Here is a 15418-nt window from a genome sequence, read left to right as displayed (position 1 = left end):
GGCCGTCCGACCGCCCGCACCCGAGAACGAAGGAGACCCATGTCTGCACGCAGCATCCAGTGGCAGCTGGCGAAGCGCCCCACCGGCGAGCCCACCCCCGACGACGTCCGCCGCGTCGAGGTCGACCTGCCCGACCTCCAGGACGGCGAGGTCCGCGTCGAGAACGAGTTTATCTCCGTCGACCCCTACATGCGCGGCCGCATGAACGACGTCCCGTCCTACGTGCCGCCCTTCCAGCTCGACGAGACCATGACCGGATCCGCGGTCGGCCGCGTCGTCGAGTCCCGCTCCGACGACCTCGCCGTCGGCACGCTCGTCAGCCACATGCTCGGCTGGCGCGACGTCGCCCAGGGCCAGGCGGGCGCGTTCCGCCCCGTCCCCGAGGTCCCGGGCGTCGCGTCCTCCGCGCACCTCGGCGTGCTCGGCCTCACGGGCCTCACCGCCTACGTCGGCCTCACCCGCATCGCGTCCATCACGGAGGGCGACGTCGTCTTCGTGTCCGGCGCCGCCGGCGCGGTCGGCTCGATGGTCGGCCAGATCGCCCGCCTGCTCGGCGCCTCGCGCGTCGTCGGCAGCGCCGGATCCGCGGAGAAGGTCGAGCGCCTCACCTCGCACCTCGGCTTCGACGCCGCCTTCGACTACCACGGCGGCGACCTCGACCGGAAGCTCGCGGAGGCGGCGCCCGACGGCATCGACCTCTACTTCGACAACGTCGGCGGCGACCACCTCTCCGCCGCGCTGGGCGCCCTGAAGGACGGCGGCCGCGTCGCCAACTGCGGGTCGATCTCGACCTACAACTCCACGGGCGAGGAGATCGCGATCCGCAACACGGGCCGCATCGTCACGCGCGGCCTCACGCTCCGCGGCTTCACCCTCGGCAACCACCAGGACCTCGCGCCCGAGTTCGCGTCGAAGATGGGCCCGTGGCTGGCCGAGGGCCGCATCACGGCCGACGAGACCGTGATCGACGGCATCGACCGCGCGTTCGACGCCTTCACCGGCCTCATGCGCGGCGAGAACGTCGGGAAGATGGTCGTGCGGACCAGCGCCTCCGCCTGACCCGCACCTCCCTCGTGTCGTCCTCGGGGAGCGTCGGCGGCGCGTCCGCCCGGCGCTCCCCGTCGTCGTCCCCGGGCGCGACCTGCGGGTTCCGCGCCTCGCGCAGCCGCCGCCCCTCGTCCTCGAGGAGCGCGCGGCGGCGGGCGAGGCGCTCCGCCCGCGTCGTGTCCCGCACGGGCAGGCGCAGCGCGTGCTCGGCGGGGATGCCCGCCTGCAGCTGCCGGGCGCGGATGATCTCCACGTCGAGCTCGCCGCCCAGCACGAGCGACAGGTTCCCGATGTAGAGCCACAGCAGCAGCACGATCACCGCGCCGAGCACGCCGTAGGTCGACTCGTAGGTGGCCACGTGGGTCACGTACGCGACGAACCCGGCCGTGCCGAGGCCCCACGCGACGATCGCCACGAGGCTGCCCCAGGTGAGCAGGTCCACCCGGCGGCGGCGCAGGTTCGGGGTCGCCGCGTACAGCACCCCGATGATCCCGGTCAGCAGCACCACGAGCAGCGGCCACTTGACGACCGCCCACACCACGAGCGTCGTGTCGCCGAGGCCGAGGTGCTGCCCGAGCGCGCGGGCGCCCTCGTCGGTGAGCAGCAGCATGCCGACCATCACGACGCTGACGACGAGCAGCACGATCGTCACCACGAGCATCAGCGCCCGGTACTTCACGAGCGGGCGCCCCTCCTCGGTCTCCTGCACGCGGTTCATCGCGCGGCCGAACGCCGTGACGTACGCCGCCGAGGTCCAGAGGGCGCCGAGGAAGCTGACGGTGAAGGCGATGCCGGAGCTCGGGCCGTCGGCGAGCTGCTCGACGGGGTCGCGGATCACGTCGACCGCGGAGTCGCCCAGCACGGCGGTGAGCACGCGCAGCACGCCGTCGACGCCGGCGCGCGTGTCACCCACGAGGCCGATGAGGCTGAGCACCGCGACCGCGGCGGGGACGAGCGAGAGCGTGGAGTAGAAGGTGAGGCTCGCGGCCATGTCGATGCCGCGGTGCTTCATGAAGCCGTAGACCGCGCGGCGGCAGGCGTACCAGCCGAGCTCCCGGCCGATCCGCTGGCGGCGGTGGAGCGCGCGGTCGTCGACCTCGCCGCCCGGATGCACGGCCGAGGCCGCGTCGCGTCCCGTGCGCCCGGCGGCGCCGGCCGCCGCGACCCGCTCGCGCGCGAGGTCGGCGGCGCGGGTCGCGGCGGCGCGCGGACGGAGGGGCATGCCCGCCAGTCTGACCCACGCGGGCGCCCCCGCCGCTCCCGGGGCGCGGAGCGGCTGGCCGCGCCCCGGCGGGTGCGCTACACAGGGGGGATGGTGCACACGCAGTCCGTCGAGATCGAGCGCAAGTACGACGTGCCGGACGGCGTCCCCGTCCCGGCCTTCACGGGGATCGAGGGGGTCGCCGAGGCCCGGCCCGCGGATCCCGTCACCCTCGTCGCGGTCTACCTCGACACGGCCGACCACGCGCTCGCCGACCGCCGCATGGTGCTGCGCCGACGCGAGGGCGGGCACGACGCCGGCTGGCACGTGAAGCTGCCGGCCGACGGGGGAGAGGGCCGCACCGAGCTCGGCTGGCCGCTCGCGGACGGCGACGACGACGGCGGCGCGATCCCCGGCCCCGTGCTCGACCAGGTCGCCGCGCACGTGCGCGGCCGCGAGCTCACGCCGCTCGCGCGCCTCGAGACCGTGCGCACCATCGTCACGCTGCACGACGACGAGGGCCGCGCGGTCGCGGAGTTCGCCGACGACCGGGTCACCGGATCCGACGTGCGTGGCGGCACCGTGCGCGCCTGGCACGAGTGGGAGGTGGAGCTGCTGCCGGACGCGCCCGCGAAGCGGAAGCAGCGCACGGCGCTCCTCGACCGGATCGAGCGGCACGTCCTCGACGCGGGCGCCCGCCCCTCGGACAGCGCCTCCAAGCTCGCCCGCGCCCTCGGTGCCGACGCGCTCGGCCGGCAGGCGCCCGCGGGACCCGCGCTGCCGGATCCCGCCACCCTCACGAAGGAGGGTCCCGCGTCCGACGTCGCCCGCGCGATCCTCGCCCGCGGCGTCCGCGACCTGATCGCCGCCGACCCGCACGTGCGCGCCGACGAGCCCGACTCCGTGCACCGGATGCGCGTCGCCGTCCGCCGCCTCCGGAGCGCCCTCCGCACCCACCAGGACGTCGTCGACCCCGTCGCCACCGCGCCCGTCCGCGCCGAGCTCACCGCGCTCGGCGTCGTGCTCGGCGACGCCCGCGACATGGAGGTGCTGCGCGACCGGGTCGTCTGGTCCGTGGTCGAGCACGACGCCGCGACGGTCCCGGACCACGTGGCCGACGCCCTGCACGACGTCCTCGACGAGCGGTACCAGCGGGCCCGCGAGCGCGTGGTCCGCGCCCTCTCGTCCGCGCGCTACGTCGCGCTGCTCGACGACCTCGACCGGCTCGTCGCGGATCCGCCGCTCACGCACGACGCGAGCGCGCCCGCCGGGCCCGCCCTGCACGCCGCCCTCCGCCGCGACGCCGAGCGGGTCGGCCGCCGCGCCGCCGTCGCGCAGGAGGCGCCGGGCGAGGCCGCGCGCGTCGAGGCGCTGCACGAGGTCCGCAAGGCCGCGAAGCGCCTGCGCTACGCGGCGGAGGAGGTCAGCGGCCGCACGGCGCCGATCCTCGGCCGCAAGACGATGCGCCTCGCCGCGGCCGCCGAGGAGGTCCACGACGAGCTGGGCGAGCACCGCGACGGCCTCGCCATGCAGCGCGTCCTCCGCGACGAGGCCCGCCGCCTCGCGGCCCGCGGCGAGGACGCCTTCGCGCTCGGCGTGCTGCACGAGGCCGAGCGGCTCCGCACGGAGTCGGCGCTCTGGCGGGCGCAGCGGGCCGTCGAGCGGCTGCTCGCGACGCCCGTCCCGGGAGCCTGAGGCGGGCACGTAAGCTCGACGGGTGACTCCCGACGCCGATCCGCCGACCCCGGCGTACGACCCGTCGGAGCTGGACGTCGCGGTCACGGGCGGCACCGTCCGCGGCGTGCGCGAGCGCGGCGTCGAGGCGTGGCGCGGCATCCCGTACGCGGCACCGCCCCGCGGCGACCTCCGCTTCCGGGCTCCGCAGCCCGTCGTCGGCTGGGAGGGCGCGCGCTTCGCGCAGCACTTCGGCCGGGTCGCGCCGCAGGTCAGCGCGGGCGCGTTCATGGGCGCGCCGCAGGGCACGCCGATGGGGGAGGACTGCCTCACCGTCAACGTCATCGCGCCGTCCGGGCTGAGCCCCGGCGCCGCGCGCGTGAACCGCGAGTCGCAGCTGCGCCCCGTCATGGTCTTCATCCACGGCGGCGCCTACGTCGTCGGATCCTCGCGCGAGGTCCCCGTGCAGGGCGAGGGCCTCGTGCGCCAGGGCGGCATCGTCTACGTGAGCTTCAACTACCGGCTCGGCGCGCTCGGCTACCTCGACTTCAGCCGGTACTCCACGCCCGAGCGGCCCATCGAGTCGAACCTCGGCCTGCGCGACCAGGTGCGCGCGCTCGAGTGGGTGCGCGACAACATCCGCGCGTTCGGCGGCGATCCCGCGAACGTCACGGTCTTCGGCGAGAGCGCGGGCGGCAACGCCGTGACCACGCTCATGGCCACGCCGTCGGCGCACGGGCTGTTCGCCCGCGCCATCGCGCAGAGCTCGCCGACGAACGCCGTCTACCCGGCCGAGCAGACGGCGCGCTGGGCGGAGCGGTTCGTCGCCCTCCTCGCCGACCGGGCCGGCCGCGCGCCCGACGACGCGGAGGCCGTGCGGCTGCTCACCACGGCGAGCTCGTCCACGCTCTCGGCCGCGGCGAACGAGCTGATGGTGCGGACGCCCGACGAGGATCCGGGCACGATCACCTTCAGTCCCGTCATCGACGGCGACGTCCTGCCCGAGCGCCCGCTCGACGCGTTCAAGCACGGCCGGGCCGCGCGCGTGCCGCTCATCATCGGCACCAACGAGCGGGAGGGGTCGCTCTTCACGGGGCGGCTCGACATCCTCGCGACGACGCCGTCGCGCATCGAGGCGGTGTTCGCGAAGACCGACGACGGCCACCGCGACGAGCTCGCCGCCCTGTACCCGGGCCTCCCGAAGCGCCGGGCCGCGCTCGACTTCGGCGGCGACTACGCCTTCTGGTTCCCGTCCATCAAGGTCGCCGAGCGCCACGCCCGGCACGCGCCCGTGCACTTCTACCGCTTCGACGTCGCCCCGCGCCTCGTGCGCCTCATGGGCCTCGACGCCACGCACGGCCTGGAGCTCTTCGCCCTCTTCGACCGCATGGACTCGCTGATCGGCCGCGGCATGACCCTGCTGGGCGGCCGGCGCGCGTTCGTCGCGGCCGGCGAGCGCATGCGGATCGCCTGGCTCCGCTTCGCGCAGGACGGCACCGTGGACGAGTCGTGGCCGGCGTACGTCGGCGACGACGAGGACGTCGCGCGCGACCTCGAGGAGGCCGACGACGTCACCGCGGGCACCGGATCCGCGGGGGAGCGCGGCCCGTCGCGCCCCGGCGCCGGCACCGGCCTGCGTGCCCGCATCCGCCCGGGCGGCATCCGCGACAGCGGCCCGCGCCGCCGCGCCACGTACGTCTTCGACGTCGTCGACCGCGTCGAGCACGACCCGCACGCCGACCGCCGCGTCGCCTGGCGCGACTTCGTGCCGCACATCTGACCGGCATCCGGCCCCGGGCGTTCACCCGCCCGCCATCCGCAGGTCGCCCGTTCCGGCTGCCCGTGTGCAAGCCGTTAGGATCGACGACTGTGACATCCGCTCGAGGGATCCGGTAGTGGATCTCACCCTCATCGTCGTCCTGGTCATCGTCCTGGCGCTGTTCTTCGACTTCACCAACGGCTTCCACGACACGGCCAACGCGATGGCGACGCCCATCGCCACCGGCGCGCTGAAGCCCCGCGTGGCCGTCGCGATTGCCGCGGTCCTCAACCTCGTGGGCGCGTTCCTCAGCACCGAGGTCGCGAAGACCGTCTCCGGCGGCATCATCCGCGAGGGCGACGGCGGCGTGCAGATCACGCCGACCATGATCTTCGCGGGCCTCATGGGCGCCATCGTCTGGAACCTCGTCACCTGGCTCCGCGGCCTGCCGTCGAGCTCCAGCCACGCGCTGTTCGGCGGCCTCATCGGCGCGGCCGTCGTGGGCGCGGGCCTCGGCTCCGTCGACTTCGGCGTCGTGATGTCGAAGGTCATCCTCCCGGCGCTCCTCGCCCCGGCCATCGCGGGCCTCATCGCGTACACGACCACGAAGCTCGCCTACTCGATCACGCGCCGCTCGAGCGGCCCGAACGAGCGCGGCGGCTTCCGCTACGGCCAGATCTTCACGTCCTCGCTCGTGGCCCTCGCGCACGGCACCAACGACGCGCAGAAGACCATGGGCATCATCACGCTCACGCTCATCGCGGGCGGCTTCCAGGCGGCCGGCTCCGGCCCCGAGTTCTGGGTCATCGCGGTGTGCGCGGTCGCCATCGCGCTCGGCACCTACATGGGCGGCTGGCGCATCATCCGCACGATGGGATCCGGCCTCACCGAGGTGAAGCCCGCGCAGGGGTTCAGCGCCGAGGCGTCGACCGCGGCCACGATCCTCGCGTCCAGCCACCTCGGCTTCGCGCTCTCGACCACGCAGGTCGCGTCCGGATCCGTCATCGGCTCGGGCCTCGGGCGCCGCGGCGCGTCCGTGCGCTGGAACACGGTCGGCAAGATCGCGCTTGGCTGGCTCCTCACGCTGCCGTCCGCCGCCATCGTGGGCGCCATCGCCGCGTTCGTCGCGAGCACCGGCACGGTCGGCTTCGTCATCGACGCCGTCGTCGGCGTGGCCGTCATCGTCTGGATCTTCTGGCGCTCCCGCCGCAACGCGGTGCACGCGCGCAACGCCATCGTCGAGGTCGACGCGGCCGGGTTCGCCGTCCGCGGTCGCAAGGCCACCAAGGCCGCCCGGAAGGCCAGGGAGGCCGCATGATCGACTGGAGCGCGTTCCTCATCGTCGCCGTCGCGGCCCTCGTGGGCGCCGTCGCGGTGGTCTGCCTCTTCTCCCTCGGCGTGCGGCTGCTCGCCGTCGGCACCGAGTACGACGACGAGGGCGACAAGGTGTCGGTCACCGGCATCCGCCCGCAGGCCGCGACCGTCGGCGGCTACGTCTGCTTCGCGCTGAGCGGCCTCGCCGTGCTCTACGGCGTGTACCTCATCGTCCCGGCCCTGCACTCCTGACCCGCGGCCGCGCGGATCCGGGCGGGTCCCGTCCGAGCGCCCGCCCCTAGGCTCGATCCCGTCCCGACAAGGTCGTCGGCTCCTCCTCTCCCCGTCGCCCGACCCGACCCCTCGCGGAAGAAGCCCATGACCGAAGCGCGCACGTCGTCCCCCGCCCCCGAGACCTCCGGAGGGCGCGGCGCGCTCGACCGGTTCTTCGAGATCACGAAGCGGGGCTCGACCTACGCCCGCGAGATCCGGGGCGGCGTCCTCACGTTCGTGACGATGGCGTACATCGTCGTGCTCAACCCGCTGATCCTCGGCGGCTTCAGCGCCGACGCGGCCACGCTCGACGTCGAGGGGAACTGGCTGCGCGCCACGCAGGTCGGCGCCGCCACGGCCCTCACCGCGGGCGTGATGACGATCCTGTTCGGCCTCGTCGCGCGTCTCCCGTTCGCGTTCGCGGCGGGCCTCGGCATCAACTCGTTCCTCGCGGTCAGCGTGGTCGGCCAGGTCACCTGGTCTGAGGCGATGGGCCTCGTGGTCATCAACGGCCTCGTGATCGTGCTGCTCGCCACCACGGGCCTCCGCACCCTGATCTTCCGGGCCGTGCCGCGCGAGCTCAAGACCGCCATCACGGTGGGCATCGGCCTCTTCATCGCCTTCATCGGCTTCGTCGACTCCGGCTTCGTGCGCGGCACGGGCGTCCCGGCCTCGCCGCTCGCGCTCGGGATCGACGGCTCCATCGCCTCGCTGCCGACCGTCGTGTTCATCGTCGGCCTCGTGATCATGGGCGTGCTCATGGCCCGCCGGGTGCCGGGCGCGCTCCTCATCGGCATCGTCGCCACCACGCTGATCGCGATCGTCGTGGAGCAGGTCTTCCACATCGGCCCGTCGAACACCTCGGGCGCCACCGGCTGGAACCTCAACGCGCCCGTGCTGCCGGGCGCGCCCGTGTCGCTGCCCGACCTCGGCCTCGTCGGCGCCTTCGACTTCGGCGCGTTCGGCCGCATCGGCATCATCTCGAGCCTGATGCTCGTCTTCACCCTGGTGTTCACGAACTTCTTCGACGCGATGGGCACCATGACCGGCCTCGCCAAGGCGGCCGACCTCTCCGACGAGCGCGGCGACTTCCCCCGCCTCAAGGGCGCGCTGGTCGTCGAGGGCTTCGGCGCGGTCGCGGGCGGCGCCACGTCGAGCTCGTCGAACACGGTCTTCATCGAGTCGGCCTCCGGCATCGGCGAGGGGGCCCGCACGGGCCTCGCGTCGATGGTCACGGGCGTGCTGTTCCTCCTCGCGATGTTCTTCACGCCGCTGACGCAGGTCGTGCCGCTCGAGGTCGCCGCCGCCGCGCTGGTGATCGTGGGCACGCTCATGGCGTCGCAGATCCGCGACATCTCCTGGACCGACTTCTCGGTGGCGCTGCCCGTGTTCCTCACGGTGCTGGTCATGCCGCTCACGTACTCGATCGCCAACGGCATCGGCGTCGGCTTCCTCTCCTGGGTGCTCGTGCGGTCGTTCTCGGGCCGCGCGCGCGAGGTGTCCCCGCTCCTCTGGGCCGTCTCCGCGGGCTTCCTGGTCTTCTTCGCGCGCGGGCCGATCGAGCAGCTGCTGGGCGTCTGATCCGGGCCCGTCGCGGCGGCCCCCGCCGTCGCGACGCGCCCAGCCGTGCGTAAGGTGGGACGGGACCCCCTTTCGACGACGCACGGGAGCCCGCACATGACCGACCTCGACACCCGCGGCGACGTCCGCGAACCCCAGGAGTCCGCGAAGCGCTGGCGCATCGTCGGACCCGGCCTCGTGGTCGCGGCCACCGGCATCGGGGCGGGCGACCTCGTCGCGACGCTCGTGGCCGGATCCCGCTTCGGCTACGCCCTGCTGTGGGCCGCGGTCCTCGGCGTCATCATCAAGATCTTCCTCGTGGAGGGCGCCGGCCGGTACTCGCTCGCGACGGGCCGCACGATCTTCGAGGGCTGGCGCAGCGTCGGCCGCTGGACCACGTGGTACTTCGGGCCGTACATCCTCATCTGGGGCCTCGTGTACGGCGCCGCGGCCATGAGCTCCTCCGCCCTCCCGCTGGCCGCGCTGTTCCCCGGCGTCGACCTCAAGGTGTTCGCGATCGCGTGCGGCCTCGTCGGCGCGGTGGTCGTCTGGTTCGGCCGCTACTCCGCGTTCGAGAAGATCATCGCGGTGTTCGTGGGCCTCATGTTCGTGACCGTCGTGGGCGCCGCGATCGTCACGCTGCCGAACGTGCCGGCGCTCCTCACGGGCCTCGTCCCGACGATCCCCGAGGGCGGCCTCGTCGTCGCGCTCAGCATCGCGGGCGGCGTCGGCGGCACGATCACCCTCGCGGCGTACGGCTACTGGCTGCGCGAGAAGGGCTGGGTGGCGCCCGGCTGGATGAAGGTCATGCGCATCGACAACTCCGTCGCCTACGTGATGAGCGGCGTCTTCGTGCTCTCCATGCTCGTGGTCGGCGCGGAGCTCCTCTACTCCGCCGACATCGCGCTGGCCGACGGCGAGGGCGGGCTCGTGCAGCTCGCCGACGTGCTGGGGGAGCGGTACGGCGCGTTCATGACGTGGTTCTTCCTGCTCGGCTTCTTCGCGACGTCGTTCTCGTCGATCCTCGGCGTGTGGAACGGCGTCTCGCTCATGTTCGCGGACTTCCTGGGCACGATCCGCGGCCTCGACGTCGAGGACCCGCGCCGCCGCCTCGGCGGCAGCTACTACCGGGGGTTCATCGTCTGGCTGACGATCCCGCCCATCGGCCTGCTGTTCCTCGACCAGCCGATCGGCCTGATCATCGCGTACGGCGTGCTGGGCGCGCTCTTCATGCCGTTCCTGGCCATCACGCTGCTCGTGCTCCTCAACACCGACCGCACGCCGCGCGCGTGGCGGAACCGACCGCTCAGCAACACGGTGATGGGCCTGTCGGCGCTGCTGTTCGTGGTGCTCGGCGTGCAGCAGCTCGTGACCGAGGTCGGGAAGCTCCTCTAGCGGAGGGGCGGCTCAGTCGGCGGAGGCGCCGGCGCGGACCGCGGGGGCCCCGTCGACGGCGGGCGCGCCCGCGGGTCCGACCGCGTCGCCGTCACCCGTCGCCGGCGTCTTGAAGACGACCAGCCGGTACAGCGTGAAGTTCCACACCAGGCCGATGAGCACGGCCGTGGCCTTCGCCACGTTGATCTCGAGGAACTCCATCTCGGCGGTCGTCCCGAACGTGAGGAGCGAGCGGCCGAAGGTCGTGTCGAAGCCCTGCTCGAACAGCCAGATGACGCCGCTCTGCAGGAGCAGCGAGCTGAACCCCGTGATGGCGAGGAAGCGGAGGAACCGGCCGAGCGTGACGGGCTCGCCGTGCCGGAACACGAAGAAGTGGTTGAGGAAGTAGGAGATGGTGATGCCGACCGTCACCGACACGAGGTTCGCCGGGATGACCGGCATGCCGGCCAGGAGGATCAGGCAGTTGAGCAGCACGAAGTCGAGGGCCGTGTTGAGGAGCCCGGCGATGAGGAAGCGGACGCGGCGGTCGGCGAGGAGCTTGGTCACGCGCGTCCTCCCGGCATCCGGCGTGGTCGCCGTTCGGATCGGCGGACGCTCACGGCGTCAGGGCGCCGAGCCGTGACGAGTGTAACAAGCGCATAACGGGCGCGCGCAGGGGCTCGCGGCCGGATGCACGGTGGCTGGCTAGACTCGTCGGGGCCCGAGACCGGGTCACGCCCTCGACTCGGAGACGGAACCACCAGCTTGAGCAGTCTCACGATCGTCATCCCCACCTACGAGGAGGCGCGCAACGTCGGCGAGCTGCTGCCCCGCCTCGCGGCCATGGCGGCGGAGAACCCCGACTTCGCGATCACCGCGATGGTCGTCGACGACTCCTCGCCCGACGGCACCGCCGACCTCGTCCGCTCCCTCGCGCCGAGCGTCGAGACGGACACGTTCTCCGTGCGGGTCGAGACCCGGGCCGAGAAGGCCGGCCTCGGCGCCGCGTACATCTGGGCCTTCGAGCTCCTGCTCGGATCCGACGAGCCGCCCACGCACATCCTCCAGATGGACGCGGACCTCTCCCACGACCCCGCCTACATCACCGAGATGCTGCGGCGCGTCCGCGGCGGCGCCGACCTCGTGGTGGCCTCGCGCTACATCCGCGGCGGCGCGACGCCCGACTGGGACCTCAAGCGCCGGTTCCTCAGCGTCGGCGGCAACCTCTACACGCGCCTGTTCCTCGGCTCGCGCATCACCGACTACACCGGCGGCTTCAACCTCTACGAGACGGGGCTGCTGCGGCGCATCCGCCCCTCGACCATCACGACCACGGGCTACGGCTTCCAGATCGAGATGAAGCAGCGCGCGCTGCGCGAGGCGACGCAGCCGACCGAGGTGGCCATCGTGTTCATGGACCGCACCGAGGGCGAGTCGAAGATCCCGAGCGACACGCTCGTCAAGAACCTGCTCCTCGTGCTCCAGCTGCGCTTCGGGCTCCGCCGGGGCTGATCCTCCGCGCCGCCCGCGCGGACCGGTCGGGCCCAGGTCGGTTCGGGCACGTGCCGCTCGCGCTCAGGCGGCGGGCGCGTGCAGCGGGTCGTGCGGCGCCCGCTGGTGCGGGCGGGCCGGCGCGATGATCGTGCCGCGCCGCCCGAGCTCGTCGACCACCGGGTCGGTCGCGCCGAGCACCTGCGAGCGGGCGGTGCCGTGGCGCGCCCAGTAGGAGGCGGTCCAGGCGCAGATGAGCCCGTCGAGGAGGTCCTCGAGGTGCTTGTGCTGCCGCTCGACGATCGCGGGGCCGTCGGCGACGAGGGCGGCGGCGGCGGGATGCGTGGACACGTCGAGGGGCGGATCCGCGTGCGCCAGCCCCGCGACGCGGTCGAGCACGACGCGGAACTCGGCGGCGCGCGCGGGCCGGCGCTCGGCGGTGGGGAGCAGCGGCGCCAGGCGCTTGTACCGCGGCTTCATCCCGTCGAAGCCGAGCTCGGGGGCGCCGACGAGCGTCGTGTACGGGTAGCACTCGAGCATCGTGCGCACGTCGGGGGCGCGGTCGGCGGGGGAGCCGTCGTCGTACTCCCAGCCCGCGTCCTCGAGGCGCCGCCGGAGCGCGACCGCGCCCTGGGCGGGCAGGCCCCTGTTCGACGGGTAGGCGGAGATGCCGAGCCGGCCGTACCGCGACGCGACCTCCTTCTCCGCGAGGCGGCTGCCCGTGGCGTTGGCGACGACGAGCGGCCCGTCGACCGCGGCGACCGCTCCGGGGCCGTCCCAGCGGGCGATCCAGGCGACCACCTCGTCGACGCCGCGGGCGGTGGCGAGGTCCAGCACCCGGCCGGATCCGTCGATGCAGGCGAGCCCCGTCTCGCGCGCCGGGCGGGCGGCGGTGCCCTCCGCCCAGGCCAGGTCGATCCCGAGGAAGCGGCGCATCCGTCGAGCCTATCCGCGCGCCCGGGCACCCCCGGGCGGGCTCCGGGCCGCTAGTAGGGTCGAGGGATCCTCCTGCCACGAGCGACGAGACGATGGAGCCTCCCATGACACCAGTGAGCCCGAACGACGACCGCATCCCGACGCCGGACGGCCACCCCGTCCGCACCGAGACCGACAGCCTGGGGAGCCTGGACGTCCCCGCGGACGCCTACTGGGGCATCCACACGGCCCGGGCGCTCGAGAACTTCCCCATCAGCCTCCGGCCGTTGAGCGTCTACCCCGAGTTCGTGGTCGCCCTCGCGCAGGTGAAGCAGGCCGCGGCGCGCGCCAACGTGCAGATCGGCGTGCTGGATGCGCGGAAGGCCAAGCAGATCGACGAGGTCTGCTCCGAGATCATCGCCGGGCAGCTGCACGACCAGTTCGTCGTCGGCGTGATCCAGGGCGGCGCCGGCACGAGCACCAACATGAACACCAACGAGGTCATCGCGAACCGCGCCCTCGAGAAGGCCGGGCACGCGCTCGGCGACTACCAGCACATGCACCCGCTGGACGACGTGAACCGCAGCCAGTCGACGAACGACACGTACCCGACCGCCCTCAAGGTCGCCCTCATCCACTCGCTGCTGCAGACGCTCGACGAGCTCGACCTGCTGCGCCGGTCGTTCCTCGCGAAGGGCGCGCAGTTCTCGCAGGTGCTGAAGGTGGGGCGCACGCAGCTGCAGGACGCCGTGCCCATGACGCTCGGGCAGGAGTTCCACGGCTTCGCCACGACGCTCGGCGAGGACCACGCGCGGCTCGGCGAGCTCGTGCCGCTGCTGTCGGAGATCAACCTCGGCGCGACGGCGATCGGCACGGGCATCACGGCGGATCCGAACTACGCGGCCGCCGTGCGCGGGCACCTCAGCGCCATCACGGGCTACACGCTCGTGACCGCGAGCGACCTCATCGAGGCGACGAGCGACGCGGGCGTCTTCATGACCCTGTCCTCGACGCTCAAGCGCGGCGCCATCAAGCTGTCCAAGATCTGCAACGACCTGCGGCTGCTGTCGTCGGGGCCGCAGGCGGGCCTGGGCGAGATCAACCTGCCGCCGCGGCAAGCCGGGTCGAGCATCATGCCCGGCAAGGTCAACCCGGTGATCCCCGAGGTCGTCAACCAGGTCGCGTTCTCCATCGCGGGCGCCGACGTGACGGTGACCATGGCGGCCGAGGGCGGGCAGCTGCAGCTCAACGCGTTCGAGCCGGTCATCGCGCACTCGCTGCTGCAGTCGCTGAGCTGGCTGCGGAACGCGGCGAAGACGCTGCGGGTGAACTGCATCGACGGGATCACGGCCAACACCGAGCGGCTCGCGGCGCAGGTGGAGTCGTCGGTGGGCGTCGTCACGGCGCTCACGCCGTACATCGGCTACGCGGCCTCCTCCAGCCTCGCGAAGACGGCGCTGATGACGAGTGCGTCGATCCCGGACCTCGTGGTCGAGGCCGGGCTCATGACGCGGACGCAGGTGGAGAAGATCCTCGCGCCCGACCGCCTCTCGGGGCTCGAGCCCGTGACGGCGGCCATGACCGTGATCACGCCGGAGATGCTCGCGGCGCATGCGGCCGAGGAGGGCGGCGCCGTCCACTGACGCGCGCCCCCCGCACGACAGCGCGCCGCGGCCCGAGGGCTGCGGCGCGCTGTCGTGCGCGGCGTGCGGTGCGGTGGCGCGCTACGCGTCCGGGTCGGTCGCGGTGCGGGCCGGGGTGGTGCCGGTCGCGTCGTCGGCGGGGGCGCGGTGCGCGGGCTCCTCGCGGTGCACGGATCCGGCGATGTCGCCCGGCGTGGGGACGTGCCCGGCGGAGGGCGCGGGCGTCGTCGCCTTCGGCGCGGCCTTCGGCTTCGCGGCGGGCTTCTTCGGGGCGGCCTTGGGCTTCGCGGGCGTCGGCGTCGCCTCGGCGGCGGGCGCCCCGGACACCTCGTCCGCGTCGGCGGGCTCGCCGAGGTCGTCGGGGCCCAGCGTGTCGAGGTCCTCGTCGGCCTCGTCCTCGGCGCCGTCGGCCGACGCGTCCTGCTCGCCCGCGCGGGCGGCGCCGGCGTCGGGGATCGCCACCGGGCCGGTCTCGTCCTCGTCGTCGAAGGACGCGAGCGCCTCGTCGCGGGCCTCGGCCGCGGTGAAGACGGCGCGGCGGCCGGCCTCCTCGCCGCGCTCGCGGAGGTCCTCGGCGGTGGCCTGGACGCGCGTGCGCGCCTCCTCTGCGCCCTCGACCACGCGGCCGCGGACGTCCTCGGCGGTCTCCGCGACGCGGTGGCCGACCTCGGTGGCCTGCTGGCCGACGCGGTCGACGACGTGCTTGGTCTGATCGGCGGTGCGGGTGCCGAGGTCCTTGGCGGTGTCGCCGACGCGGCCGGCGATGTCCTGGGTGGTGCTGCCGACGCGGCCGGCGATGTCCTGGGTGGTGCTGCCGACGCGGCCCGCCACGTCCTGCGTGGTGGCGCCGATGCGCTCGCCCACGGTGTGCGCGGTGCGGCCGACGGCGACCGCGGCCCCCTGGACGGCGTGGCCCACGAAGTCCGCGACCTCGCGCGCGGTCTCGACCGTGCGCTCGACGACGACGGGGCCCTTCTCGTCGAGCACGGTCTGCGCCTGGCGGACGCCGCGCTGCACGGGCTCGCTCGACCACACGGACCGCGAGGTGCGGGCGATGCCCTCGTAGCGCTTGCGTCCGGCGCGCGCGCCGAGGACGTATCCGGTGCCGATGCCGGCGAGGAAGAGGAGACGGTTGATCATGCGTCGAGCCTAGACGCGCCGGGCGTG

13 protein-coding genes are annotated in these 15418 nt (G+C 73.7%); 9 read left to right on the top strand and 4 right to left on the bottom strand.

Annotation, left to right across the window (positions count from 1 at the left end):
- Positions 1–39 precede the first annotated feature (39 nt).
- Complete coding sequence (locus FGG90_RS06660; RefSeq protein ID WP_094128944.1) at positions 40–1059, top strand: NADP-dependent oxidoreductase; 1020 nt, start codon at positions 40–42, stop codon at positions 1057–1059.
- On the opposite strand, the gene FGG90_RS06655 is transcribed toward FGG90_RS06660, so the two are convergent.
- Positions 1004–2269 (bottom strand): YihY/virulence factor BrkB family protein, encoded by a 1266-nt coding sequence (locus FGG90_RS06655; RefSeq protein WP_237583542.1) that lies wholly within the window; start codon positions 2267–2269, stop codon positions 1004–1006. The two genes, FGG90_RS06660 and FGG90_RS06655, sit on opposite strands and share 56 nt — an antisense overlap.
- Before the next feature lie 90 nt (positions 2270–2359).
- Between FGG90_RS06655 and FGG90_RS06650 the strand changes: the two genes are divergently transcribed.
- The 6 genes from FGG90_RS06650 (at position 2360) to FGG90_RS06625 (ending at position 10223) form a co-directional block, all read left to right on the top strand.
- Positions 2360–3943: a CYTH and CHAD domain-containing protein gene (locus FGG90_RS06650; protein ID WP_094131467.1), complete on the top strand. Its 1584-nt coding sequence runs from the start codon at positions 2360–2362 to the stop codon at positions 3941–3943.
- 22 nt (positions 3944–3965) lie between these two features.
- Positions 3966–5702 (top strand): carboxylesterase/lipase family protein, encoded by a 1737-nt coding sequence (locus tag FGG90_RS06645; RefSeq protein WP_094128946.1) that lies wholly within the window; start codon positions 3966–3968, stop codon positions 5700–5702.
- A gap of 115 nt (positions 5703–5817) precedes the next feature.
- On the top strand, positions 5818–6999 hold the full coding sequence (locus FGG90_RS06640) for an inorganic phosphate transporter (protein WP_094128948.1): 1182 nt from the start codon (positions 5818–5820) through the stop codon (positions 6997–6999).
- Positions 6996–7247 (top strand): hypothetical protein, encoded by a 252-nt coding sequence (locus FGG90_RS06635; RefSeq protein WP_094128951.1) that lies wholly within the window; start codon positions 6996–6998, stop codon positions 7245–7247. Before FGG90_RS06640 ends, FGG90_RS06635 begins: the two co-directional genes overlap by 4 nt.
- A gap of 126 nt (positions 7248–7373) precedes the next feature.
- On the top strand, positions 7374–8849 hold the full coding sequence (locus FGG90_RS06630) for an NCS2 family permease (RefSeq protein WP_094128954.1): 1476 nt from the start codon (positions 7374–7376) through the stop codon (positions 8847–8849).
- A 96-nt stretch (positions 8850–8945) separates the two neighbouring features.
- Entirely contained in the window at positions 8946–10223 is a 1278-nt protein-coding gene (locus FGG90_RS06625; RefSeq protein ID WP_094128957.1) for an Nramp family divalent metal transporter, read from the top strand.
- Between the two features lie 12 nt (positions 10224–10235).
- On the opposite strand, the gene FGG90_RS06620 is transcribed toward FGG90_RS06625, so the two are convergent.
- Positions 10236–10769 carry a GtrA family protein gene (locus FGG90_RS06620; protein WP_094128960.1) on the bottom strand — a complete coding sequence of 178 codons (534 nt, stop codon included), beginning with the start codon at positions 10767–10769 and terminating at the stop codon, positions 10236–10238.
- A 198-nt stretch (positions 10770–10967) separates the two neighbouring features.
- Between FGG90_RS06620 and FGG90_RS06615 the strand changes: the two genes are divergently transcribed.
- Positions 10968–11714 (top strand): polyprenol monophosphomannose synthase, encoded by a 747-nt coding sequence (locus tag FGG90_RS06615; protein ID WP_094128963.1) that lies wholly within the window; start codon positions 10968–10970, stop codon positions 11712–11714.
- A gap of 63 nt (positions 11715–11777) precedes the next feature.
- Here the strand turns inward: FGG90_RS06615 and FGG90_RS06610 are convergent, their stop codons facing one another.
- On the bottom strand, positions 11778–12629 hold the full coding sequence (locus FGG90_RS06610) for a DUF429 domain-containing protein (RefSeq protein WP_094128967.1): 852 nt from the start codon (positions 12627–12629) through the stop codon (positions 11778–11780).
- 104 nt (positions 12630–12733) lie between these two features.
- Between FGG90_RS06610 and FGG90_RS06605 the strand changes: the two genes are divergently transcribed.
- The gene (locus FGG90_RS06605) at positions 12734–14251 is read left to right on the top strand and encodes an aspartate ammonia-lyase (protein WP_094128970.1); all 1518 of its coding nucleotides are present in this window, start codon (positions 12734–12736) and stop codon (positions 14249–14251) included.
- 81 nt (positions 14252–14332) lie between these two features.
- Here the strand turns inward: FGG90_RS06605 and FGG90_RS06600 are convergent, their stop codons facing one another.
- Positions 14333–15391: a hypothetical protein gene (locus tag FGG90_RS06600; RefSeq protein WP_094128973.1), complete on the bottom strand. Its 1059-nt coding sequence runs from the start codon at positions 15389–15391 to the stop codon at positions 14333–14335.
- Between the last annotated feature and the right edge of the window lie 27 nt (positions 15392–15418).

Source organism: Clavibacter michiganensis subsp. tessellarius (assembly GCF_021922985.1).
Taxonomy (GTDB): Bacteria; Actinomycetota; Actinomycetes; order Actinomycetales; family Microbacteriaceae; genus Clavibacter; species Clavibacter tessellarius.
Note: the sequence above shows the minus strand (reverse complement) of the source record. Positions and strands in the feature narration are given on the sequence as shown.

Coding starts and splice junctions, on each gene's coding strand:
- FGG90_RS06655 (WP_237583542.1), bottom strand. CDS start 2,269: ATGCCCCTCCGTCCGCGCGCCGCCGCGACCCGCGCCGCCGACCTCGCG.
- FGG90_RS06650 (WP_094131467.1), top strand. CDS start 2,360: ATGGTGCACACGCAGTCCGTCGAGATCGAGCGCAAGTACGACGTGCCG.
- FGG90_RS06600 (WP_094128973.1), bottom strand. CDS start 15,391: ATGATCAACCGTCTCCTCTTCCTCGCCGGCATCGGCACCGGATACGTC.
- FGG90_RS06630 (WP_094128954.1), top strand. CDS start 7,374: ATGACCGAAGCGCGCACGTCGTCCCCCGCCCCCGAGACCTCCGGAGGG.
- FGG90_RS06610 (WP_094128967.1), bottom strand. CDS start 12,629: ATGCGCCGCTTCCTCGGGATCGACCTGGCCTGGGCGGAGGGCACCGCC.
- FGG90_RS06660 (WP_094128944.1), top strand. CDS start 40: ATGTCTGCACGCAGCATCCAGTGGCAGCTGGCGAAGCGCCCCACCGGC.
- FGG90_RS06605 (WP_094128970.1), top strand. CDS start 12,734: ATGACACCAGTGAGCCCGAACGACGACCGCATCCCGACGCCGGACGGC.
- FGG90_RS06635 (WP_094128951.1), top strand. CDS start 6,996: ATGATCGACTGGAGCGCGTTCCTCATCGTCGCCGTCGCGGCCCTCGTG.
- FGG90_RS06625 (WP_094128957.1), top strand. CDS start 8,946: ATGACCGACCTCGACACCCGCGGCGACGTCCGCGAACCCCAGGAGTCC.